Source organism: Mycobacterium sp. 050128, assembly GCF_036409155.1.
GTDB lineage: Bacteria > Actinomycetota > Actinomycetes > Mycobacteriales > Mycobacteriaceae > Mycobacterium.
Map to the genome: position 1 here is coordinate 1 of NZ_JAZGLW010000013.1, position 22584 is coordinate 22584.

The following is a 22584-nucleotide window of genomic DNA, read 5'->3' on the forward strand; positions in this document are numbered from 1 at the left end:
CCTCACGGTCAAGCTTCTTATCCACCACGGTCATCAGTGTCTCGGCTTTCAGTCAGGAGCACATCCCCTCACACAAACCATCTGACACGCCCGCGAACTGCGGTCGACCATCCCGGCCACACCTTCGACGCGGAACCGGTCGGCCCACTTTTTAGCAGTGCGCGGTGCAACCATGAACATCTTGGCGGCGGCGGCATAGGTCCAGCCGCCCTCGACAATCAGCTGAGCCAGTCTCAACCGAGCACGAGGGGTCAAAGCAGCGTTAGCGTGGGACACGAAGGCCTCCTGGTTGGTGAAGCGGTTCCTAGACAGCTCCACTTCACAACCGGAGGCCTTCACCTGTCACACAGGCTCACCGATACCAGACCGGACAACGTCCCTGGACATCACAACTAGGCCGCGCACTGGGCCGGATCACCCGCAGAATCGCAGAGCAGCCGGCGTTGGTCGTCATCAAAGGTGTCGGCTCCTACGGCGCCGGGCTTGCCCAGCACGTCACCGATGCCGGCGTTCTCGCGCCGAGCCGTCGGAGATGCCAGCCACGCGACGTCGCGGTGTCGGCAAGACGGACTCGTTGGACACGGTGCGTGTTGCGCGTTCGGATTTGGCGGTCGACACCTCGCAGCTGCGGTGGCCCCGAGCCGCCGGGCCAGCGTGTGGTGTTGCGGGTCCTGGTCGTGGCTCGCGAGCAGATGGTCGCTGAGCGCACCGGGGCCATTAATGCCTTGACGGTATTGTTGCGCACGATCTACTTGGGCGTCGATGCGCGTAAGGCCCCATCCCGCAGTCAGTTCAAGGTGATCGCGGGATGACGTGACCGCCGCGAGGACTCCGTTGTCCGCACACGCAGGCAGGAGGAGATCCGGTTGGCCAAGCGCATCGTCGCCCTCGATGGCGAGCTGGTCGATAACCGCAAGGCGCTCGATGCCACGATCGAAGACGTCGCGCCGGAAGTGTGCGAGCTGCCCGGTGTCGGTTCGGTGGTCGTTGCGCGCGTCGTGCCGGCGTGGTCGGACCCCGGTCGCGTGCGTCCGAAGCGGCGTTCCCCGCACTAGCAGGAACCTGTTCGGAACCAGCTTCATCGGGAAATGCGCTGCGGCCAGGCTTAATCGTGGCAGAGATCGACGGCTCAACCGAGCACTGACCACCGTCGTCATCGTTCAGATGCGCACCCATGCCCCGGCCCGGGCCTACGTCGCCCGGCGCCGAGCAGAAGGCCGCACCATCAAGGAAATCATGTGCTCACTCAAGCGCTACATTGCCCGGCAGCTGTTCCGAACGCTCGCCGCAGCACATCCGATCCCAGCAACCCCTTGACACGCTATAGAAGCATCCCGGTTTACAAGACACCCGACACCTACCACAGGGCAGGAATCGAGCGGGCGGTCGAGCATGCCCAAATGATTTGCGGCGCTGGCTTTTACGCAGCAAAACCAGCTATCCGCGCTAACTCGTGGCGCCATGCCGTGCCAACGTTGAATGTCTGACCAAGATCGGGTAATTCCGCCAGATCTTTGTCGCTTAGGTCGACCAACGTGCCGCCTGCTGCCGTAATCTGCAGCGACAAACGGGAAATGGTGTCTACACTGATCGCCTGGAGAACCGCTTGCTCGACCGTCTTTGCAGCACTCGTCAGACCGTGACCTCGAAGGATCACGACGGGTCGGTCTGTCATGGCGGCCACCATCTCTTGCGCGAGTTGCTGATTCCGGATCAACACACCGCGCGGATATACCGGCACGCCGGCCGCCGCGAGCCTCATACCAGGGATGTCGAACGCCCCGATAATGGGCCGGACCGTCAGACCCGCAAGGTCAGCCGCCACTGTCGCAGGCGGATGCGCATGAACGACGGCATTGATATCGGAACGCGATCGCAGGACCTCGGTATGTAAAGGAAGCTCTTGCGGCGGGGCGTAGCCGCCGTCGAGTTCTCCGGGCGATCCCTCGATACCATCGAGGTCGACGAGGCGAATATCTTCGGCCGATGTGTAGGCAAGGCCCCGCTCCTGTGGACCTCGGCACCGGATAAGCAATCTGCGTGCGTCCACCCGCAGGCTGATATGACCCAGAATGCCATCCGCAAGGCCCCGCGCAGCCAGTACACGGCAAGCCAAGGTGATCAGATTACGTTGGGGATCGAAGGTCGAAGCACGGGCGGTCATCTAGCACTACCATTCTAATCGACGCGGATCATCCATAAGCCCCAAAAGGCGTTGTACCGCAGTGTAACTCGACATGATTCCAGACTGAATTTTGGGAGATATATTTCTACTCTGGCCTTCACGTGTGAACATCAGCTAAGCGCGGCTACGAACAGAATTGTGAGGGCTGCTCGGATATGCCTCCACGCAGTCAATGAGTTCGTTCAGCCTGGCAAGCAGTTGGTGCCGGTTTTGTGGCTTGATATCGGCGAAGAGCTCCTGCAAGAAGGCGTAATGACCGGGTAGAAAGTCGCTCAAGAACTGATCACCCTTCTTGGTTATAGCGACAACCACCGAACGCCGATCCCGGGAATTCACCTTGCGCTTGACGAAGCCCAACTTGGTCAGGCTGTCAACCACGCTTGTCAGGCTAGCTTGGCGTACGGAAATGGAGTCCGCCAGTGCGCCCATCGTCATGGGTTTTTCGGCACGGCGCAGGACGGTGAGGACGTTGAACTGACTGATCGAAAGGTCGACTGGTGCCAATTCCTCGACGGCGACACGATTGAGAGCCGTGACAGCACGGTAGAGCGCAAGCGGAAGAGCCAACGACGCGGCATCGTAATCCGGCCCCGCGTCGCGCGTCTTGGCTGCGACTTGTTCCGCCATCGTCAAATTCTCGCTAACCATGAGCTCCCTTCGCTGGATTGAAGTGGCCGAGGGGATCGCCCCGTGGCGTCATGCTGGCAGATGCTTGAAGACATGCCGGTAGGAGCCTAAATAGGAATGCTAGGCCAGTGAAATTCCGCCTCACAAGAAATCTGCATAGGCGGCTGAACGCCGGGCCTTGCATCAAGGTGGAAGCGTAGGTGCCATCGAGCGCAGACGCCGCAGAAGTTCTACGCTCTCGGGGTAGGCACGGTCCCGAAAATCGGTCGCGCCAACGGCCCGGAAGAAGTCCACCACGACCGCGAGCGAGCGGCTACTGATACCCGTGGCGGTCACCATCTTTTCCGCCAGCACCGAATCTTTCTCGATCGTGCTAGCGGGCGCGTGGTCACGAATAACCCCAGGGTCGTGACGAAAGTATTCCGCTGCGGTGCTGAGGCCAGAGTCGCCACCGCTACACTCGGCGATCGCAGTGGCCACCTCGCCAGGGTCCAGGCCCATGGCTTCAGCGATCAAGAGAGCTTCCGCAGACGCGAGGTACCAACTGTACTTCACATGCTGGTTCAGCAGCTTGGTCGCATAGCCGGCACCTCGGCGGCCGCAATACACGAGAGTGCGCGACACGCATGCGAGCACCTCCTCATCGGGCCCCAGCACGCCGGGAGCCCCACCGACCAAAACGGTCATGTTCGGTGCCTTGCGACTGACCGGGCAATCAACGAAGTGCCGCCCTACCGCGTCATATGCTTCACCGACGATCGATGCGACATCCGGATCACAAGTCGACATATCCAAAAGCGCGCAACCTTCCGCGAGGCCGACCAGGACGCCTCGCTCGGACCCGAGCGCAACGTCAAGCACCTGCCTCGGACCCGGCAGGAAAGTCAAGACGACATCGCATACGGTGGCCAACGCACGCGCGTCTTCGGCCACCTCAGCCCCCATCCGTTTCATCGCAAGAGCCAAATCAGACCGGATGTCAAAACAGACCACGGAATAACCTGTCGCGAGCAGCGAAGCAGCCAGAGCCGAGCCCATCCCGCCGAGACCGATCACACCGACTCGCCTCACGGGACCGTCCGCTGAATGCCGACTTCTGAGGTCACCATCAACGCCTTTGCCATCCGCAGCGACCGCGGCCAAGCGACCCGCACTGGCTGGCTATCGCAATGCCGGATCGACGAATTCCACCCTGTTTCGCTTGGCCGCTTCAATGAGAGCCCCCACATCGGACGGACCCTCCGACGTGGCATTCACGTCGGAGAAGAAGTCCAGCGCGCCGCCGGTGGAAGAGATCGTGAGCCATCTGGCGCCGTCGGAGACCACCCGATAAGCATGCACAACGGCGGCCGGTACCCGAATCGAATCACCCACGTGTAGCGTCTCCTGCTGGTCTCCACGGCTAACCCACAGCTCGCCGTCGAGGACGAGGTAGCTTTCATCCCAAGGGTGTTGGTGTGGCGGCGGTCCTGATTCCTGGGGAGCGCGCACCTCGAACATCTGATAGCCATCGCCAATCAGAAGCGGCCGCATTTCCTCTGCCATCACCTTCAAGGGAGGCACGTCATCGGCGCCACGCACTCGTTCAAACGCCGCAGACATTCCGGCTTACCCCCTCGTCGCTTTTCGGGCTTCACGAGAAAATGTTAGGTAACAATATATTTGCAATCACTGACTGTCAAGCATCCAACTAGACCTCACAGAATGATAGAGAGGTTCTTGGCGAGCAGCACGGCCTGATCAAGGAGTATCCGGCGGCGGCACAGTTGCCAATTGCCAGCACCGTTACGGCGGAGCCGATCGTTGCGGCGGCCGACGAAAAAATCTGTCTCATCTGCCACCCGGTTTCGGTACACCACCAATCGGCAGCTGACGTCGATCTCCTCGCCCTGCACTGCCTCGAGCCGAACGTTGGTCACGAGATGCGACACTCGCGAAACCGGTTCCTCGGCCCAGTGCAACCCGGTCATGAGCTGCTCCACACGCAGCGTCAGAGTCTCTTTCCCCTCGTCGAACCAGCAGATGTCGCTGCCCGCGCGACTGTCTTCCAGTTGCGCGAGGTCGTCGTGCATGACGTTCATCCGCAGCGGGACCGAGTACTGGTAGTCCTCGGTAAGCAGTTCCAGCCACTCGCGGTAGCGCCGTTGGTCGAGCAGGTCGGCTTCCCGATAAAGAAAATCGCAAACATCGGCTTGCAAAACGACTTTCGCTAACGCGTCCTCCATGATGGACATATCGTCGCCTTTCGATCGGTTCACGACCTGACAGCTCTCTCGTCTTTTTCAGCCAGTTTGACCAGCTCGGGCCATGACAGGTTGTCGACGAACTCAGCCCATCGCCGGTAGAAAGCCCGTGCGTTGACCTCACCGGCGATCGGCTCGTCGGAGTGCACCGCCCGATCCAGCTCGCTTAGAGTTTCGCGGCCTAGGCCTTGTTGGTAGTTGTAGGGATAGCGCCTCGCGATCACACCCAGGCTGGCCCCCGTGGCGTAATCCCAGTTCTCCATATCGTCTTGTTCGGTCATACCGCCGGGCCCTGAGTAGCGTATGTAGTAATGCCGCAGCCAATCTCGCACATGTTCGGGTGCACTTTTGTCGATGAGGTACCAGCGCCACACCTCGGTTTCGGTGGCGCTGATCGGGTGCGACACCAGGATCGTCCGCGGGAAACCGGCAGAGAATGACATGTTGGGGAACATCGTCGCGGGTCCACGACCGCCGAGCCGCCTGCCCTGGTTCCGCAGCCGCTTTTTACGCACCTCCCAGGCCTTGACAAAGTATGCGTTCATGTCCGGTTCGTCGGCGAACTCGGGATAGGGCATCTCATACGCCAAGTTGTCGGACGCCCCATGGCCCATCCGAAACGAAGTCTTCACCCGGCCCTGCGAGAAGCCTCCCTGATCGTGTCGTTCACCATGGCGCCGCGAATTCCGGCCGCCCGGGCCGATACCCACTTGTTCAACTGAGACATGGGTGGTCGCGCCATGATAGGTGTCGCCAAGGAAATTCTCGGATACGAATTTCCAGTTGGACCTGATGCGCCACTTCTGTACTCCACGGAACACCTCGGTCGTGCCCTCCGTGCCGTCGAAAGCATCGGCTAGATTATCCAGCCAATGGTGAAAATCCCCAACATACTGGTCGAATTCTGGGGCATCCGGATCCCAGCAGGCAAAAATTAGGCCCTTATAATTGTGAGACTTCGCTGTCCTAACAAGGCCCCACTTCGACTTGTCCAGCGTATTGCCGTAAGCCATTCCGTGTTGCGGCACTCCGTGCAAGTCACCCGGCGTGGACACAAGCGACCCGTCCATCGAGTACGACCACCCGTGATACGGGCATGTGAATTGCAGCGTACGGCCCTCGTCGTAACGACACACAGCCATACCCCGATGCCGGCATGAATTGAGCAGCACATTGATGCCACCCTGGGCATCACGCGTCACTAGCACCGGATCCGACCCCATTCTCGACGAGAAAAACTGGCCCGGTGTGGCCACCTGAGACGCGTGCCCGACAAAAAGCCATGCCCGAGGAAACAGATATTCCAGCTCACGCTTGAATATCACGTCATTGATGAAGATCTCCCGACTAATCTCTCCGCGATCGACATCGACGAGACTACGCGCGGTCGGACCGAAACCGCCTGAACTATCTAGCGACACTCTAACCCTGCCTTTCCTCTCATATCCGCCCCATCACCCGATAGCGTCCAGTCAGCTTTCCGCCCGGAAAGTCATTACGTCGGCACCTCCGTCGATTTCGCGTCGAGGCGAGGGTCCAAGATCGGATCCCTGCCGATCACGTTCATCACTCGCGCTCGTCGACCGCTCATTTCATTGCCGGACAAAAGTCACTGTTCACAAAACCTGTCAGTTACCCTGGAAGGTCGACGACTGCCACGCCTTGCACCGCCCGCCGATCCTTCGCGAGAACACAGAATTCGAGATCCACCTCCCCACCGGTGGACCGCGCCCGCTTGCTAGTGACGGTCCATCGGGTCTGCACAACGTCACCCGGATATACCGGCAAGGTCATTTTGAACGGACCGAGGCGCACCAACCTGCCGTGAAGACCCATCCAGCGACGAAGCCCGATCTCGAGAAAGGTCTCCAGACCGCGAGTGTTGAAGATGATGTCGTTTAGTCCAGCACCCCGAGCAGCCGAAGTATTGTGGTGAATGCTCGAAAACATTCGATCCGCAGCAATATTCATGACAATGCGCTGGTAGGTCAGAGCCATTGTGGGACCAGTAACATCAGAACCGACCGCTATGTCGTCGAATTTCAGTGACGCGTTCCAATCGACGACGAGATCGGTGGTCGCCGTCGATTGTTGGGAACTCACTGACTTGTCGTGTCGCACAGGTGCGCGGGGGTCGGCTTCTGACTGAGGCGTGGGTATGTCTATTGGGTCATAGTTGAAGACCGTATTCCGGTTGAGCGCTACCAGCTCTCCAGACTGTTTGACATATTCGGAGTCGTATTGCAGGAAGATTCCGGTGCCCACTCGGGTGCGTCTTTGCTCTATCGAGGTCACTGTCATCGTCCCGTGCAGCCGGTCACCGATGTGCAGTGCTGCGTGGTAGCGCCACTCGCTGCTGGCGTTGACCGACCGGGCAAACGGCAGCGCCAGCGTATCGGTGAAGCTGCCCGTCATCTCCTGTCCGTCAACCACATAAGGGCACGGTTGTCCTGGTGACCAGTACCCAGGCAGCCCCCACAGCGGCGTCATCGTTACCGGAGCTACCACGCCAAGGTACCCGCTCGCCTTTGCTGTCGCGTCGTCATCATGTAACGGGCAGGAGAAGCAGTAGATCTCCAGCTTTCGGCGGATGTCGTTGAGCGTTACCGCATCCGCGCCCTGGAAAAGGACCTTCTGACCAATGCGATCTCGCAGGTCGTCAATCCCGAAGTGGCCCTGTTCAGTCATCGTCATTCTCTGTCGGTGAAAACAGCCGGAAGGCCGGCAGCACAACGTCGTCGGTGACGTCGATATATGTGACCTCGACGGCTGCACCCGCCTGGAGCGCTGTACCGGGCGCCATATCGACGACCCGAGCTGCCACGCGCACCCCCTCATCCATCTCGACGATGGCGCAGACGAATGGGGTGGCATCCTCCAGTCCGGGATGGAGTGCACGATGAATAACGGTCGAGCTATAGACAACTCCGCGACCCGACGAAATGTGCCACGACCAAGCGTCGCTACCGCATTCGGCGCATGTCAGCCGAGGGATGTGACGCCAGCGATGGCACCGCGAACACCGCTGAAAAGACAGTTGATGACGTCGACAATGGTCGTAGAACTGGCCCGAGAGTCCATCTAGGGATGGTGTGGGCGGTGCCGTGACATCGATTCGACTCACCTTGGCCCCCTTCCAGAATTGCGGATCCTCACCCAGTCACCGACGCAAGATAGCCAGGGCACCCGAACCCCATCCGCCGCCCATACCGGTCACTACCGCCAGCTCCGCATGGGCCACCTGCCGATCACCTGCACTGCCACGCAATTGTCGCACCGCCTCGACCATGTTGTTCATCCCTTGCACATGGGCTTCAGACAGCAACCCCCCATTGAGGTTCGTCGGCAATGACCCGGCTGCGGAGATATGTCCATCCAGCACGAAATCGGCTGCCTCACCGCGCATACAGAAACCGGCTGCTTCGAGCTGACGCAACACGTTGATCGTGAAACTGTCATAGACCGCGAGCAGATCGATATCCGCCGGCGTGACACCGGCTTTGGCGAACGCGCGTGGCGCCGCCTCAGCTAACCCGATCTCCAAAGGATCAACCCTGTTGGCGAACTCATCGACAGGAAACGGCCGTCCTTCTGCCACACTCATGACGTAAACCGGTCGGTTGGGTCCGTCCACCGCGCGTTCTGATGAGGAGACGACTATGGCGGCGGCGCCATCGGTCTCCAAACTGCAATCGAGCAAGTTGAAGGGTGTACTGATCGGCGGAGCGTCAAGGTACTGCTGCATCGACAACTCGCGGCCACGCATCACTGCGTTCGGGTTGCGCTGCGCGTTGGCGCGAAAGGCGACCGCCACAGCACCCATCGCTGCGCGCGGCACCTGGTACTGCCGGATATATCTGTCCGCGATGAGCGCGTACTGATGGACAGCGGAAACCGCACCCTGCGGCGCGTAATAATCACGGACGACATTGCCTATCGCCATGTCCGGGCCCGATGCCATTCCCCGGGCACGCGGACCCGAGTACCCACACCAGCCCGCGGGAATTAGGACGTGACGGGCGACGCCCGACGACACCGCCATCGCTGCAGTTGCCAGGGCTGCCACACTTGCCGCTCCTCCGGTATGGGAGGTTACCGCGTAACGTACATATCTCAGGCCCAGATTCGCGATGAAATCCTCAGCCGTTCCACCGTTGATCGGGCAGATAAGTCCGTCGATCTCACATGTAGCCATCCCGGCATCAGCAATCGCGGCACGAGCTGCCTCAAGTTGCAGGCCCAAATCGGTCGGCGAGTCGGTGCCACCACGACGATAGGCGGTGTGACCGACACCGGCGATGCAGGCTTTTTCTAGCAGAGAACTCAATGCGCGGTATCCTTACCGTCGGGTTCGACCGACCCGACCACGCCACTCGATACCAGTGCCTCGTACTCAGAATCGGTCAAGCCCAGCCACCCGGTGAGGACGCTCTTGCCGTCGTTCCCAAGACGGGGCCCGCTACTACGCACCGAGCCGGGGAAGTTCATCAGCTGTGGCACCACACCAGTGACATGGATCCGGCCCAAATCCGCGTCAGCGACCTCGGCGATGTTCGCGCGGGCGCGGAACGTGGGACTCGAGAACATATCAGCTGGCGTAAATATCGGTGATGCCACGACACCTGCACTCGCGCAGGACTTTTCGATGATCTCCGAGGTGTTGTCGGCGAACCACCGGCGAACCATCTCGCCGAGCTCCTGGCGGTGCAACATCTGCAGTTCCTGAGTTGCATATTTGGGATTGTGGCGAAGCTCCTTGCCGCCGATAAGTTCGAGCAGATTATGCACAGACCGTACGGTGCCGGTCGCGACCGTGAACCACAAGCCATCGCGACTGAGATAGGTGTCGGACACCGGAGAGGGGCTGACTGGGTATTGGTTGCCCTGGCGCTCAGCCACGACGTTCAACTGATCGAAAAGGATTATCTGCCAGTCGATACCACGGAACAGCGATTCGTACAGAGCCAGGTCGATGCATTCTCCGTCGAAGCGATTCCCGATCGATTCGCGCTTAAACAGCGCTCCCGCGACGGCGAAAGCGCCCATGATGCCGGTCGTAATGTCGCCCAGAGAGAAACCGAAATGTGTCGGTGGCCGGTCAGGATGTCCGGTGATTTGCACGGCGCCGCTCATGGCCTCACCGACACGGCCATATCCCGGTTTTGCGCTCTCGGGCCCGATTTGGCCGTATCCTGAGATCCGCAGCATGACGAGCCGAGAGTTCGCCGCGTGTAGGTGCTTCCAACCCAAGTCCCAGCGCTCGAGTGTCCCCGGACGGAAGTTTTCGATCACCACGTCCACGCGTTCAGTCATTTTTCTCACGAGCGCTTGCCCCTTGGAGGTTCGCAGGTCGATCGCAACGCTGGACTTATTGCGGGCAGCGGATTTCCACCACAGATGGACCCCATCTTTGGCCGGACCCGAATTGCGTAGCATGTCGCCACGACCGGGATCCTCAATCTTGATGATCTGGGCTCCGAAGTCACCCATCAGTGAGGCGGCGAATGGCGCCGCAATCACATGGCCCAACTCGAGGATCGTCAAACCGTCAAACAGGCTCTCCATATTCGTGGGCACTTATCTCCTTGGTGGGTCGGCGCTGCAGTCCACTACGGATACCGAGGGTGACAGCTATAACGACGGGTCGATCAGAATTTTCATATGCGCGTCGCGGTTGCTTCGCAGCTCTTCAAACCCTTGACTGACCACAGCATCCATGGGGATCTCATCGGTGACGAGTTGATCGGGGTAGATCGCCCGCTTTGCGATGAGGGAGAGGATCTCTGGGACCTGCCATTGAGCCTCGTAACAAAACGAAAAGCCGATCTCGGCTTCGCGCATGATGTTTCGATTGATATCGACGTTGGCCGGAGCCTCCCAAATCGCCACGACTACCAGTCGACCGCGAGGACGCAGAACTCCCAGCGTCGCATCAAGCGCGGGTTGCACACCCGCAGCGTCGAAGGAGACGTCGACGCCGTGGCCGTCAGTCAACGTCCGAACCATCTCGGCGGCATCCTCGAGTAGGGGGTCGATGACGCGAGTAGCCCCGCTTTGTTGGGCGGCAGCCCGTCGCGTCGGCGAAATCTCAGTGACAATGATCTGGCTTGCGCCTTGAGCGTGGGAGAACTGCGCCAAGGCCAAGCCGATCGGACCTGCGCCTGCGATGAAGACGGTCTCACCCGCTGTCAGCCGGCTACGGCGGACAGCGTGGTACGCCGACGCAATGGGTTCGACGACAGCCGCCTCGACGAGGCTGACTTCGTCTGGGATGTGAAATAAGGCCTTCGTCGGCAGCGATACGTAGCGGGCAAGCGCACCGTTGACGTTGAAGCCGATGAAACCGACTGTGGCGCAGAGTGCTTCAGCACCCTGTTTGCACGGACCGCATTCACCGCAGCCGAAAACGCCTACGCCGCAAACTCGGTCACCTTCAGTGAAATCGTGCACGCCGGGTCCGATGCCGACCACCGTGCCGGAATATTCGTGGCCCATGATGACACCCGGCGCAGCATGCATCGGCCCGGCGGTGTACTCGTGCAGGTCTGTGCCGCAGATACCCGCGCGGGCCACCTCGATGGCCACTTCGCCAGCACGCGGAGCCGGATCTGGAAGTTCTTCGATCCGCACGTCTTCGCTACCGTGATAAACAGCTGCGCGCACCTACAGTCCCATCTGTGAACAGGCCCAAATTCTCTCGCGCACAAAGCGCGTCGGGCGGTGACTTGGCGGCGGTTCCGCCAGAATGGCGTGGAGCCCACAAACGCGCTAGATCAAGAAAGAGAGGTTGTGCGTCGGCAAGGTGGTGTGATCCAGCAGAATCTCGCGCTGGGCCAGTTTCCAGCCCGTCTCGTCGCGACGAATAATGTCTCGGCGTTCGGCGGAAACCGTCTCGGACTTAGCCTCGTCCGCCCGCGTGCGCACTAGCAGCGCGTTCGATGTGACACAATATCCACCGATGTCGTCACCAGATCTTACCCTGATGTTGGTGATGAAGTGCCGGATCCGTGAGGGGGGATCTTCAGCCCAATCCGAAGACGTGTGGTGCCGCTGGATACGCATCTTGAGACTCGTGTAGTTGTCGTCCAAGTGCATGGAACGCTCGGAAAACCCAGGTCCACCGACTCTGCGCAGCGTCTGACGAACGCGCGCGAAGTAATGCACCTCCGGTGCCATCAAGTCCAACCAACCGTCGAACTCGTCACGATCCAACAGATCAGCCTCGTCGAAGAGGAAGGCTTCGATTTGGTCGCGCACGTCACGCGAAACGAGAACAGCCTGACGAAGATCCTGCGGCGACGTTGTCGTCATAGGTTCTCATCCCTCCTCGGTGTGGCCAGATAGTCGAAGTACTGCTTCCAGTATTCGCGTTGATTCTGCTCGGCGTAACCACTGGCCAAGGGTCGCCCCGGACCCAACCATGCCGGGTCAGGGGCCAAATTGTCCAATCCCATCTCCAAATTCAGCTCCGCACCGCCAGCCAACTCGCCCCGTGTTCCCTTGGTGATGGCCTGGAATATCTCGGCATCGTCCTGCTCGAAAACCCCCGCTATCCCGAACGTCCGAACATATGTGTCAAACGACTGTTGCTTGAATTCCTCGGGGGCGTTGCGCTCCACCAAAAACCACGACCACACCTCCATGCGAGCCGAGTCAAGCGGACGCCACTGCCGCAACGTCAGAATCGGCAACGGCATAGACTCCCCGTCTTTGGCGATGAAGGCGTTTAAGAAGGACAAGTTCGGGAACACATTGCCATGCATGAACATGGTCCGTTTCAGGACCTCACCGTGCACCTCGTCGCCGTAACCCTCGTTGAGACCGGCCACGATCTCCTCGGGATAGCCCATATACGGCGGTGCGGGTGTGCCGGGCGGTGCGCCAAGGACACCCGCGCCGTGCCCGCCCGACAGACTGACGTGGGCCGGCGAAACGGCCACATTATCGGGCGGTAACAATCCCAACTCGCACATGGAGCGGTGGGTCATGACCGTGTGATAGCCGTCCCCAACGAAGTTATCGGCACCCGTTTTCCAATTCGCGTCGATGACCCAACGCTGCGGGGCCCCCCACACCTGGATACCGGCCGGGCTTTTCTTGAGCATCAAGTCGAGGTACCAGCGCATATCCCCGAGGTACTCGTCGAGTCCCGGTGCTTCATCCGAGACACACCCGAAAACAAGACCCGCGTACGAATCCAGCATCGGCACAGCGCGCAAGCCGAGTCGACTCTTGTCGAACGCCGCGCCGTAGACGGCTTGCTGCGCAGGTATCCCGATGAGATCGCCGCTATTTCGATAGACCCAACCGTGATACGGGCATTGGAAAGTCGACTCATTTCCAGCCTCGGTTCGGCACAGCAACGTGCCGCGGTGCCGACACGAGTTTGACATCGCTCGGATCGTCATGTCCTGCTGACGCGAAACAATGATCGAGTTATCAGCGATATAGCGCACCACGTAGTCGCCCGGTTGTGGAATCTCATCCTCGTGGCACAGAAATTGCCATGTTCTGCCGAATATCCGCTTTATTTCGAGTTTATGAAGCACCTCGTTAGCGATGAGGGACGCGGGCAGCCGACCCTTGAGGACAGAACCCCGTGCATTTTCGACCAGTCGCATGGCCTCTACGTCAGCAGCCATCGATATCATCCGGCATACCTTCCTGCCAACATGTGCCCAAGTTGACAAGGGCACCCTCGTTATGATTTGGGTTACACCATCAGCGAGCTTACATAGGATGGCAACTGTCTGCAACCTATAATTTAGGGCATCGTAGTATATCGACCGGTTTAGCTAGGGGGTTGCGTCCAGCACAGTGGTGTACAAGTCGGGACGTGAGTTGAGGACCGGCGTGTCGTAGCCGGGTAGATGAGGGTCATCGCGTGATTCTTCGAGAGACCGACCAAAGTCACTCGAGCAAAGGAATCAACGCGATGACCGCTGCCCACGATATCGACTTGCCGGCGCTGCTGGCTGAACGACTCACCACCACCCACCCCGACGTGCTGCGTGAGCTGATCTCGACGTTTATCCACGCTCTGATGGGCGCTGAAGCCGACGCCGTGTGCGGAGCGGGATATGGCCAGCGCAGTAGCGATCGGACAAATCAGCGCAACGGGTACCGGCACCGCCAATTCGATACCCGTGCAGGGACGTTGGATCTGGCGATCCCCAAGCTGCGGCAGGGCTCGTATTTTCCGGACTGGCTGCTGGAACGCCGCAAACGCGCCGAGCGGGCCCTGACAACGGTGGTGGCTACCTGTTATCTGCTCGGGGTGTCGACGCGGCGGATGGACAAGCTCGTCGAGACGCTGGGCATCACGTCGTTGTCGAAGTCGCAGGTGTCGGTGATGGCCAAAGAACTCGACACCGCGGTCGAGGCATTCCGCACCCGCCCACTCGATGCCGGCCCGTACACGTTCATCGCTGCTGATGCCCTGGTCCTCAAGGTCCGCGAGGCGGGTCGGGTGGTCAACGTGCACGCCCTGATCGCGGTGGGGGTCAACGCCGAGGGCTACCGCGAAATCTTGGGCATCGACGTCACCACCGCTGAGGACGGCGCCGGCTGGTTGACGTTTCTGCGGTCGCTGACCGCCCGCGGCTTGTCCGGAGTCAAACTGGTCACCTCCGACGCCCACGCCGGGCTGGTGGCCGCGATCGGAGCGACCCTGCCCGGGGCGACCTGGCAGCGATGCAGAACCCACTACACGACCAATCTGATGGCCGTCACGCCGAAGGCGTCCTGGCCCTGGGTCAAGACGTTGCTGCATTCGGTCTTCGACCAACCCGATGCCGAAGCCGTTGCCGCCCAATACGACCGGATTATCGACGCTTTGGCCGACAAGCTGCCAAAGACCGCCGAGCACTTGGAAGCGGCTCGGCCGGATCTGCTGGCGTTTACCGCGTTCCCCAAGCAGATCTGGCGCCAAATCTGGTCCAACAACCCCCAAGAGCGGCTCAACAAGGAGATCCGCCGACGCACCGACGTCGTCGGCATCTTCCCCGACCGCGATGCCCTCATTCGCCTCGTCGGCGCCGTGCTGGCCGAACAACACGACGAATGGGCCGAGTCCCGGCGCTACCTCGGCCTCGACGTCCTGAGCAAATCACGCAGCATCAGCAACACCGCGACAGAACAGGAGGCCACCCCCGCGGCACTGACCGCCTAAACCATCACGACGAAGAATCACACGACGACGTCGTACACCACTTCACTGGACTTGACCAGCTAGGGTCGGCCTCAGTGTCAGGGTGAGGCTGCCGCTTGTTGCGGTGGTTGGATCTCGATCACCTGGTGTCTGGCTCGTAGGGTGCTTGCCGCCTTCGGATTGGCGTTCGTGCGTTTTGTCGATGCCAGGTGTGAGGACCGGCGGGCGTGACTTGATAGGAGCGTGGCAACCGCCCCCACTGAGATGTGTCCGCCGCCCGGCCCAACCGTCACCTCACAGTGAGGGAGGCAACCAGCACGGTTGTTGTTGGAGCCGATGTCGCACGCGCACCCATACGGTCGTTGCGGTCGATGAGTTTGGCCGCAAGCCGGGCGAGCGCGCGCACGCGAGGCAAGTCTGACCCGATCGATGCGTTAGCAGTCGCACGGGGCTTTCTGCGTGAACCCGATCTGCCAGTCGCTTCGGATGATGAGATCTCGCTGGAGTTGAAGTTGTTGCGGATCGTCGGGAAGTCCTTGTGGCCCAACCACAGCGACCATCAACCGGCTGTTGTGGCGGGTGCGCTCGCTAGTTCACCGAGTTAGTGCAGCGTTGCGAAGAACGCCCGGACGTCCTCGACGAACAAGCCCGGTTGTTCGAATGCCGCAAAGTGCCCACCGCGCGGCATAGTCGTCCAGTGGGTGATGTGGTAGTGCGGCTCGCACCAGCTTCGGGGTACCCGCAGGACCTCCTTCGGGAAAGCAGCGATACCGGTCGGTAATTCGACCTGACCAGTAACGCCCACGTCCTTGAAGCTCTCCCAATACAACCGGGCCGACGAAGCGCCGGTACCGGTTGTCCAATAGATCATGACGTTGTCCAACAGCTCATCGCGGCTGAGGACGTTCTCGGGATTGCCGTTGCAGTCCATCCACGCCCAAAATTTCTCAACTATCCAAGCCATTTGTCCGACTGGCGAATCGACCAGTCCATATCCCAATGTCTGTGGCCGGGTGGACTGCTGCTCGGAATAGCCCGTGCCCCAACTCTGGTATTCCGCGAACGCGGCCAGGGCGTCCTGCTCCTCCGTGGTGGGGTCGGAGATACCTCCGGCCGGCGGAGTAACGATCGGCATATTCAGGTGGATTCCCACGCAATGCCCGCGATTGCGGCCCATCTGCGCGGTGATGGCTGCGCCCCAGTCCCCGCCCTGGGCACCGTAGCGCCGGTAGCCAAGCCGCAGCATCAGCGTCTCCCAGGCCTCCGCGATCTTGCCCACACCCCACCCGGTGCCGATGGGCTTGCCGGAGAAACCGTAACCGGGCAGCGACGGGCAGACCACATGAAAGGCATCCGCAGCCCGTCCCCCGTAGGCCGTCGGATTGGTCAGCGGCTCAATCACCTTGTGAAACTCTACGATCGAGCCGGGCCAGCCATGCGTGATCACCAGCGGAAAAGCGTCCTCGTGCGGTGACCGATGGTGGATGAAATGGATTTCCAGCCCATCGATTTCGGTGACGAACTGGTCGAAACGGTTCAGCTCGGACTCGCGCGCCCGCCAATCGTATTCGTTGGCCCAGTACGCGGCCAGGTCACGGGTGTAACCCAGCGGGATGCCCTGGCTCCAGTCGTCCACGCACTCGGCTTCCGGCCAGCGGGTGCGTGCCAACCGCGATCGCAAATCATCAAGAACGTCATCGGCAACGTCGATGCGAAACGGTCTAATCTCGGGCATCGCAGCTCCAAAATAATATCAACAACTCAACCCTTAACCCCCACCGCGCGGGAAATGAGGCTAGTCGCTTGGCTGCCGAACAGCGGTGACGGAGATCGTGCTCTGAAGTGGCCGGTCCACATCGGCTTTCGGCACGGCCAAACCGGCGTCGGCAAACAGCTCTGACCGGGTACGGGTCGACACCTGCCAGCCGCGTGCTGCCAGATCGCCGGTTACCGAAGTCCGGTCACCCCGGTAGACCAGGGCAGAAAAGTCGACCTCGAAGCCAAATTTTGCCCAACTGCTGAACATAGCGTTTGCGCGTTTGTCGAGCATCGGATGCGCGTCGGGTTGTTCTTCGGTGGCCAGCCGGCTGCCCGGTGCGCTGAGGTCGGTGATGTCGTCGAACAGACGATTTTGGGCATCAGGCGGCAAGTACAACAGAAGGCCTTCTGCGCTCCACGCCGTAGGCTGATTACCGTTAAAGCCGCAGCGCCGCAGCGCATTCGGCCAGTCGTTTCGCAGATCGATCGGTACCGGCCGCAGCTCCGCTGTAGGTTCCCCGCCCAGTTTGGCTAAAGTAGCGGACTTGAACTCAATTACCTCGGGTTGGTCGACCTCGTAGAGGACGGTTCCCGAGGGCCAAGACAGTCGATACGGGCGTGAGTCAAGGCCCGCCGCCAAAATGACAACCTGGCGGATACCCTTAGTCGTCGCGTCATGGAAGAAGTCGTCGAAAAACCGCGTGCGCACTGCCATTACATCGGTCAGCCGCTGCAGGTTGAATTCCGGGTCTGCGTCAGCTCCGGCGCCGTCGATCTCGCCGTCAAGCTGTCGGATGAAGAAGTCAATACCCACCGCACGTACCAGCGGATCGGCGAATGGATCGTTGATCAGTGGATCGGGTTTCCTACTGGCCAATGCTCGCGCCGCGGCGCATATCGTCGCGGTCGCACCCACACTCGAAGCCAGATCCCAGCTGTCTTTGTCCGTACGCGTCACGGGCGCAAGGCTACACCGAGGACCCCGACCACGTGTACATCGGCGAACGCAGCATCGTCCGGCTGTCGGCGCCGATACTTTAGTCGGCGTACCGGCATAGTGTGCGGCGCGGAATCGTCGGTTTAACTGTGCGGTGCCTTACTCGACGATGGGTCCGCACCCGGGTTAAACCAAACCGGCCAGGTACAGGTCCAGACCCCGACGGCGCAATTGGTCGCTGAGCGCCCGAGCGCTGCCGAGTGGAACGTGTCGTCGCAGAGGCTCTACAAGAGCGTCGCTGTGACGGCAACGACATTGCGGAATGGGGCCATTGCATTATCGTCAGCAAACGTGCGATCGTACTCGGCGAACAGCTCCGTGCGGGTCCGGGCACTCACTTGCCAGCCCCGCTGCGATAGGTAATCAACGACATTGCTGCGCTCGCCATGGTAAAAGAGCTCCGACAGATTGGCGTCGCAGCCGAAATCGGCCCACCTGTCGCTGGTAGCACTGGCGCGTTCAGCCATCTCCGGTCCGCCGTCCGGGTGGTATTCGGTAGCCAGCAGACTGCCGGGAGCGCTCAGCGTGGTGATGTTGTCGAACAGCCTGTCCTGGGCGTCGGGCGGCAAATACATCAGCAGGCCCTCAGCACTCCAAGCCGTCAGTTGGTCTACCTTAAAACCGCTGCGGCACAGAGCATCCGGCCAATCGCCGCGCAGGTCGATACTGACGGTTCGGTGCTCCGCGATTGGTGCGGCGCCCAGCGCCGACATAGTGGCCGTCTTGAACTCGACGACCTTGGGTTGGTCGATCTCGTAGACGACACTGCCCAACGGCCAGGCCAGACGGTACGGGCGCGTATCCAGGCCGGCGGCCAAGATCACCGACTGTCGCACACCCGCATGGGCGGCTTCGAGGAAGAAGTCGTCGAAGAATCGAGTGCGCACCGCCACCGAATCGGTTTCGCGTTGCAGCTCCGCCCTGGTCTGACCGTCGAGATCAGCAAGGGCAATTTCGCCCTCGCCCAGCCGCGTGAAGAACTCGACGCCGACCGCCCTCACCAGCGGTGCGGCGAACGGGTCGTTAATGAGCGGTCCGGATTCCTCGCTGGCCAGCGCCCGAAGGGCGGCGACCATGGTCGCCGTCACGCCCACGCTGGTAGTTAAGTCCCAACTGTCGGTGTCGCTGCGTACCACTCTTCTCCCATTTCGGCTCATCGCTTAAGGCGATGGATCGGCGCCAGAGCCCGCCTGGGCAACCGCACCCGGCGAAGTAGGTCGCCCGCAACGTCGGGGCTGGCGATCAAAATGTATCAGCGCTACCGTGTTGAGATCGAAGCATTGGCTACGCCGCCGAAGCCAGTCCGGTTGTCGCCCGTTTCAGGGCTCGAATGCGGCAAGCGTGCCGGATCTGAATTCGATTACCTTCGGCTGATCCTTCTTCTCGCCATCGCGACTTGTCACTGCTCGGCCGCGATGAGGTGACCAGCGCGAGCGGGCGTCGAGAGTAAGCTCGATCCAGTCTGATCTCTCTGCGCGCCTCGCAGGACCCACCTTTGCAGCAATGGGGTACCGGGTCGCCGTGCCAAAGATCGCTGATGTCGCCCGGCGGTATTCCCGAAGCCGCATGACGGACACATCTAGGGTTATTCCGGTAACGAAGTCCGCGCAGGATGGCTGCGGCCCTGGGGTAACCTTCAAGCTACGGAACTGCGGACCAAACGAGGGATCAACGGTCGTTGACCCGTGAATCTGCCTCTAGCGCCGACCTGTGGATCGCACCAATAACTTGGGCCTACATCGGCTCTAAATGTCGATGGTTTGCACGCAACAGGCGGCCGATCCCGCGTGCTGCGACTTGGAGCGCCCCCAGGTGTCGCTGGTAATCACGTTTGAGGTTTAGTACCACCAATCCGATCGCGGCTACGACGACTCCTTCGGGATCGGACCGGATCGGGACGGCGAGCGAGCAGGCGCCCAGTGACATTTCCTCGACCGTGGTAGCGACGTCGCTGCGTCGGATTTGGTCGAGTTGGGCGGTCAGTACTGCTGGCTGGGTGATCGTGTACGGCGTGAGGCGGATTAGTGAGTCCAGAACCCGATACCTTACGTCTTCCGGGGCGTGTGCCAGCAAAATTTTGCCCACCCCCGTGCAGTACAACGGCAGGCGGCTGCCTACCCTGCTGACGATCGGTACTGAACCGCGACCGGACATCCGGTCAAGATAGAGCACATCCTCGCCATCGCGAACCGCCATGTGCACGGTGGCCAGTGTGGCGGCGTAGACGTCGTGCAGGAAAGGTTCGGCGATCTCGCGCAACCCCGCTTGCACCGGAGCGAGCAGGCCAACCTCCCACAGCAATCGCCCGATGACGTAGCGACCATCATCGCGACGCTCCAGGGCGCCGCCGGCGACCAGCTCGCCGAGCAGGCGGTGGACGGTCGAAACCGCTAGCTGGGCCCGGTTAGCGATCTCCGTCAGCGTTAGGCTGCGGTGGTTGTCGTCATACGTACCGATTATCGCCAGCAGTCGCGACGCGACACTGGCCGCGGGTATGGATGTATTTCCAGCCAACTGACTTCCTTCCACTCAGCGGAAATTTATCCTTCCACGCACAAATCGGACAGCGTTACGGTGATTGCCGTGAAAACAATCGCCGTCAGCAGCACGGCGGTACCTCAGCCAGGCAGTCGGAGATCGCCGCGATCGAGGCGGAGTACGTCCGAGCGAGGGTTCAGCAGATACAGCCTCGGATGGACTACCCCCTGTATCGGAGCAGTCTGCTGTGGCATCCGACCAAGGACCTCTGCCACGTCGATCCGGAAATCGTCGAGCTGTCCTCACAATGCTTCAGTGGAGGTGACGTCGACCCGGTGGAGCCCGATATGACGATCCAGCGCAGAAGTGTCCCGATCGGCGAACCAATCGTGGTCACCGGCCGAGTTGTCGACAGTAACGACTACCCGGTGCGCCGCCAACTACTGGAAATCTGGCAGGCCGATGCGGCTGGCCGCTACATCCACAAACGTGACCAGCATTCGGCGCCGATCGATCCGAATTTCACCAGTGTGGCCCGCTGCCCAAACGACGCTGACGACCACTACTGGTTTACCACCATCAAACCGGGCCCGTACCCGTGGAGCAACCACCGAATGTCTTGCGGCCGGCGTAAATTCACTTCTCGTTGTTCGGCACTGCCTTCACCCAGAGGCTTACCACGCACATGTATTTCCCGGGCGATCGACTATTCGCCCTTGACCCGATCTCCCAGTCGGTCACTGACCACAAGGCACGTGGCCGGTCGGTAGCCACTTATGACCATGACATCACCATTGACGGATGTCCCACCGGTTGCCGATGGGACATCGTGCTGGCCGGGCCGTACCGCGATAGACGGGGAGCACGGATGACCACGATGCCGGCGACCACCCCCGGCCAAACCATCGGACCGTTCTACGGCGACGCACTGCCGTTCGACCGCGGGGCCGAACTCGTGCCGGCCAGTTCGCCCGATGCCATCCGATTCCATGGTGTCGTCACCGATGGGGACGGCCAAGGAGTACCCGACGCGCTGTTAGAAATCTGGCAAGCCGACGCCAACGGTGTGGTAGCGACAGCGAGCGGATCGCTACGGCGCGACGGCTGGACCTTCACCGGATGGGGTCGCGCGGCCACGGACAACGAGGGCCACTACAGCTTCAGCACGGTGCTGCCCGGAGCCACGAAAGCCGCACCATTCCTTCTGGTGACGGTATTCGCCCGCGGCTTGCTAGACCGGCTGTTCACCCGAGCCTACATCCCGGGCTGTCACCTCGCCAAAGACCCACTGCTGCGATCACTGCCCGCCGATCGGCGGCACACCTTGATCGCCGCCCGCGACGAGACTGGACTTCACTTCAACATCAGGCTGCAGGGCGACGAAGCGAACCCCGAAACTGTGTTCCTGTCCTACCCAGGACACCGACATGACTGATCTGTTCAGGGCCGGAGACCCGTGTGGCGGCGAACCGTGAGCGATGATGCTGGCTTGTTGCATGCTTCACCTTGTGCCCCTTTTACCTCGCGTCAGGATGTATTTTTCCTACGCCTCACGCCTCACACCTCACGCCGACGCGGACTTCGGACATTTTCTGCTGTGGACAAGAGCAAGTCGCCGGCTCGATAGTTCGGGCAATCCGGCGAGGTGTGTCGTGAGCGTGAAAGATGCACTTCCTCAACGATAGTCAGCGTTTGTCGGCGTTCGAGAATAGATCGGGGAGTGCACCATCAGATGCACTCTGCTAAGGGGTGGCCGTAAAGCGTTCGAGGTCGAGTCCGTGGCGACGACTGCGGTCGGGCATCCTGCGGGTCTTGGTCCACCGTGGCGACGCAGTCAATGTCAGATTGCAGGAGTATTCACCTGCGAAGTCTGCCGCCTGCGGCTGTCCAGTCGGTTCCCACTGACCCGCGCCGCGCGTCGTCCCAGTCTGTCCGGGTGCACGCGGGGTTCTGCCTTTTGACCTCGCCCTGGTGCGCGAACGTCCCTTGAGCTGGTGCTGGCGCTCTCAGACGCCGAGATACGGCCGATGTGCCGCTCCCCAGCAGTGGCACTGTTGCCGACGGTTGAAATCCCGGCCAGTCGCGACGGTTGAAAAGTAGGCCACCCAATCAGATTGGATGGGTGATCTCCTTGGAAGACTGGGCG

At 60.8% G+C, this 22584-nt stretch carries 20 protein-coding genes and 3 pseudogenes; 5 read left to right on the plus strand and 18 right to left on the minus strand.

Going from position 1 to position 22584, the window contains the following annotated elements:
• Positions 1-48: 48 nt before the first annotated feature.
• Positions 49-276: a leucine zipper domain-containing protein gene (locus tag SKC41_RS30855; protein WP_330981487.1), complete on the minus strand. Its 228-nt coding sequence runs from the start codon at positions 274-276 to the stop codon at positions 49-51.
• 116 nt (positions 277-392) lie between these two features.
• On the opposite strand from SKC41_RS30855, the pseudogene SKC41_RS31970 reads away from it, so the two are divergent.
• Positions 393-1317 (plus strand): annotated as a pseudogene (locus tag SKC41_RS31970) (transposase); the annotation flags it as partial.
• A gap of 103 nt (positions 1318-1420) precedes the next feature.
• Here SKC41_RS31970 and SKC41_RS30870 read toward each other — a convergent pair.
• From SKC41_RS30870 to SKC41_RS30930, 13 genes are all read right to left on the minus strand, one after another.
• Entirely contained in the window at positions 1421-2164 is a 744-nt protein-coding gene (locus SKC41_RS30870; RefSeq protein ID WP_042910184.1) for a class II aldolase/adducin family protein, read from the minus strand.
• Positions 2165-2299: 135 nt separating this feature from the next.
• Positions 2300-2812 (minus strand): MarR family winged helix-turn-helix transcriptional regulator, encoded by a 513-nt coding sequence (locus tag SKC41_RS30875; protein ID WP_226069253.1) that lies wholly within the window; start codon positions 2810-2812, stop codon positions 2300-2302.
• Between the two features lie 183 nt (positions 2813-2995).
• Complete coding sequence (locus SKC41_RS30880) at positions 2996-3868, minus strand: NAD(P)-dependent oxidoreductase (RefSeq protein WP_226069252.1); 873 nt, start codon at positions 3866-3868, stop codon at positions 2996-2998.
• Between the two features lie 105 nt (positions 3869-3973).
• Complete coding sequence (locus SKC41_RS30885; RefSeq protein WP_042910181.1) at positions 3974-4414, minus strand: cupin domain-containing protein; 441 nt, start codon at positions 4412-4414, stop codon at positions 3974-3976.
• Between the two features lie 95 nt (positions 4415-4509).
• Complete coding sequence (locus SKC41_RS30890; RefSeq protein ID WP_042910179.1) at positions 4510-5046, minus strand: 3-phenylpropionate/cinnamic acid dioxygenase subunit beta; 537 nt, start codon at positions 5044-5046, stop codon at positions 4510-4512.
• Between the two features lie 20 nt (positions 5047-5066).
• The gene (locus SKC41_RS30895; RefSeq protein WP_042910177.1) at positions 5067-6476 is read right to left on the minus strand and encodes an aromatic ring-hydroxylating oxygenase subunit alpha; all 1410 of its coding nucleotides are present in this window, start codon (positions 6474-6476) and stop codon (positions 5067-5069) included.
• Between the two features lie 211 nt (positions 6477-6687).
• Positions 6688-7743: an FAS1-like dehydratase domain-containing protein gene (locus SKC41_RS30900; protein WP_042910459.1), complete on the minus strand. Its 1056-nt coding sequence runs from the start codon at positions 7741-7743 to the stop codon at positions 6688-6690.
• Positions 7736-8179, minus strand: a complete 444-nt coding sequence (locus SKC41_RS30905) for a Zn-ribbon domain-containing OB-fold protein (protein ID WP_042910440.1) — start codon at positions 8177-8179, stop codon at positions 7736-7738. The genes SKC41_RS30900 and SKC41_RS30905 overlap by 8 nt, the downstream gene beginning before the upstream one ends.
• 36 nt (positions 8180-8215) lie before the next feature.
• On the minus strand, positions 8216-9382 hold the full coding sequence (locus SKC41_RS30910; protein WP_042910439.1) for a thiolase C-terminal domain-containing protein: 1167 nt from the start codon (positions 9380-9382) through the stop codon (positions 8216-8218).
• Entirely contained in the window at positions 9379-10632 is a 1254-nt protein-coding gene (locus SKC41_RS30915; RefSeq protein ID WP_087139621.1) for a CaiB/BaiF CoA transferase family protein, read from the minus strand. Before SKC41_RS30915 ends, SKC41_RS30910 begins: the two co-directional genes overlap by 4 nt.
• 54 nt (positions 10633-10686) lie before the next feature.
• Positions 10687-11718 (minus strand): 2,3-butanediol dehydrogenase, encoded by a 1032-nt coding sequence (locus SKC41_RS30920; RefSeq protein WP_042910437.1) that lies wholly within the window; start codon positions 11716-11718, stop codon positions 10687-10689.
• A 105-nt stretch (positions 11719-11823) separates the two neighbouring features.
• Positions 11824-12366, minus strand: a complete 543-nt coding sequence (locus tag SKC41_RS30925; protein WP_042910435.1) for an aromatic-ring-hydroxylating dioxygenase subunit beta — start codon at positions 12364-12366, stop codon at positions 11824-11826.
• Positions 12363-13706, minus strand: coding sequence for a Rieske 2Fe-2S domain-containing protein (locus tag SKC41_RS30930; RefSeq protein ID WP_051445821.1), 1344 nt, complete (start codon positions 13704-13706; stop codon positions 12363-12365). Before SKC41_RS30930 ends, SKC41_RS30925 begins: the two co-directional genes overlap by 4 nt.
• A 284-nt stretch (positions 13707-13990) precedes the next feature.
• On the opposite strand from SKC41_RS30930, the gene SKC41_RS30935 reads away from it, so the two are divergent.
• Positions 13991-15226 carry an IS256 family transposase gene (locus tag SKC41_RS30935; RefSeq protein ID WP_330981489.1) on the plus strand — a complete coding sequence of 412 codons (1236 nt, stop codon included), beginning with the start codon at positions 13991-13993 and terminating at the stop codon, positions 15224-15226.
• A gap of 365 nt (positions 15227-15591) precedes the next feature.
• A pseudogene (locus tag SKC41_RS30940) lies at positions 15592-15796 on the plus strand (IS110 family transposase); the annotation flags it as partial.
• 10 nt (positions 15797-15806) lie between these two features.
• Here SKC41_RS30940 and SKC41_RS30945 read toward each other — a convergent pair.
• The 4 genes from SKC41_RS30945 to SKC41_RS30960 form a co-directional block, all read right to left on the minus strand.
• Positions 15807-16940: an epoxide hydrolase family protein gene (locus SKC41_RS30945; protein WP_042910434.1), complete on the minus strand. Its 1134-nt coding sequence runs from the start codon at positions 16938-16940 to the stop codon at positions 15807-15809.
• Positions 16941-17000: 60 nt separating this feature from the next.
• A complete protein-coding gene (locus SKC41_RS30950; RefSeq protein WP_042910433.1) occupies positions 17001-17921 on the minus strand; it encodes a class I SAM-dependent methyltransferase in 921 nt (306 codons plus the stop codon).
• Positions 17922-18184: 263 nt separating this feature from the next.
• Positions 18185-19096 carry a class I SAM-dependent methyltransferase gene (locus SKC41_RS30955; RefSeq protein WP_042910432.1) on the minus strand — a complete coding sequence of 304 codons (912 nt, stop codon included), beginning with the start codon at positions 19094-19096 and terminating at the stop codon, positions 18185-18187.
• Positions 19097-19694: 598 nt separating this feature from the next.
• Entirely contained in the window at positions 19695-20474 is a 780-nt protein-coding gene (locus tag SKC41_RS30960) for an IclR family transcriptional regulator (protein WP_042910456.1), read from the minus strand.
• A 122-nt stretch (positions 20475-20596) separates the two neighbouring features.
• On the opposite strand from SKC41_RS30960, the pseudogene SKC41_RS30965 reads away from it, so the two are divergent.
• Together SKC41_RS30965 and pcaG are read left to right on the plus strand one after the other, a co-directional pair.
• Positions 20597-21288, plus strand: a pseudogene (locus tag SKC41_RS30965) (dioxygenase family protein); the annotation flags it as partial.
• A gap of 18 nt (positions 21289-21306) precedes the next feature.
• The gene (gene pcaG, locus SKC41_RS30970; RefSeq protein WP_330981490.1) at positions 21307-21873 is read left to right on the plus strand and encodes a protocatechuate 3,4-dioxygenase subunit alpha; all 567 of its coding nucleotides are present in this window, start codon (positions 21307-21309) and stop codon (positions 21871-21873) included.
• The last annotated feature ends 711 nt before the right edge of the window (positions 21874-22584 follow it).

What these genes read in the sequence shown, in the direction of transcription:
- SKC41_RS30870 (WP_042910184.1), bottom strand. Translation starts at nt 2,164, where the DNA reads ATGACCGCCCGTGCTTCGACCTTCGATCCCCAACGTAATCTGATCACC.
- SKC41_RS30875 (WP_226069253.1), bottom strand. Translation starts at nt 2,812, where the DNA reads ATGGCGGAACAAGTCGCAGCCAAGACGCGCGACGCGGGGCCGGATTAC.
- SKC41_RS30885 (WP_042910181.1), bottom strand. Translation starts at nt 4,414, where the DNA reads ATGTCTGCGGCGTTTGAACGAGTGCGTGGCGCCGATGACGTGCCTCCC.
- SKC41_RS30890 (WP_042910179.1), bottom strand. Translation starts at nt 5,046, where the DNA reads ATGTCCATCATGGAGGACGCGTTAGCGAAAGTCGTTTTGCAAGCCGAT.
- SKC41_RS30900 (WP_042910459.1), bottom strand. Translation starts at nt 7,743, where the DNA reads ATGACTGAACAGGGCCACTTCGGGATTGACGACCTGCGAGATCGCATT.
- SKC41_RS30925 (WP_042910435.1), bottom strand. Translation starts at nt 12,366, where the DNA reads ATGACGACAACGTCGCCGCAGGATCTTCGTCAGGCTGTTCTCGTTTCG.
- SKC41_RS30930 (WP_051445821.1), bottom strand. Translation starts at nt 13,706, where the DNA reads ATGATATCGATGGCTGCTGACGTAGAGGCCATGCGACTGGTCGAAAAT.
- SKC41_RS30935 (WP_330981489.1), top strand. Translation starts at nt 13,991, where the DNA reads ATGACCGCTGCCCACGATATCGACTTGCCGGCGCTGCTGGCTGAACGA.
- SKC41_RS30945 (WP_042910434.1), bottom strand. Translation starts at nt 16,940, where the DNA reads ATGCCCGAGATTAGACCGTTTCGCATCGACGTTGCCGATGACGTTCTT.
- pcaG (WP_330981490.1), top strand. Translation starts at nt 21,307, where the DNA reads ATGACCACGATGCCGGCGACCACCCCCGGCCAAACCATCGGACCGTTC.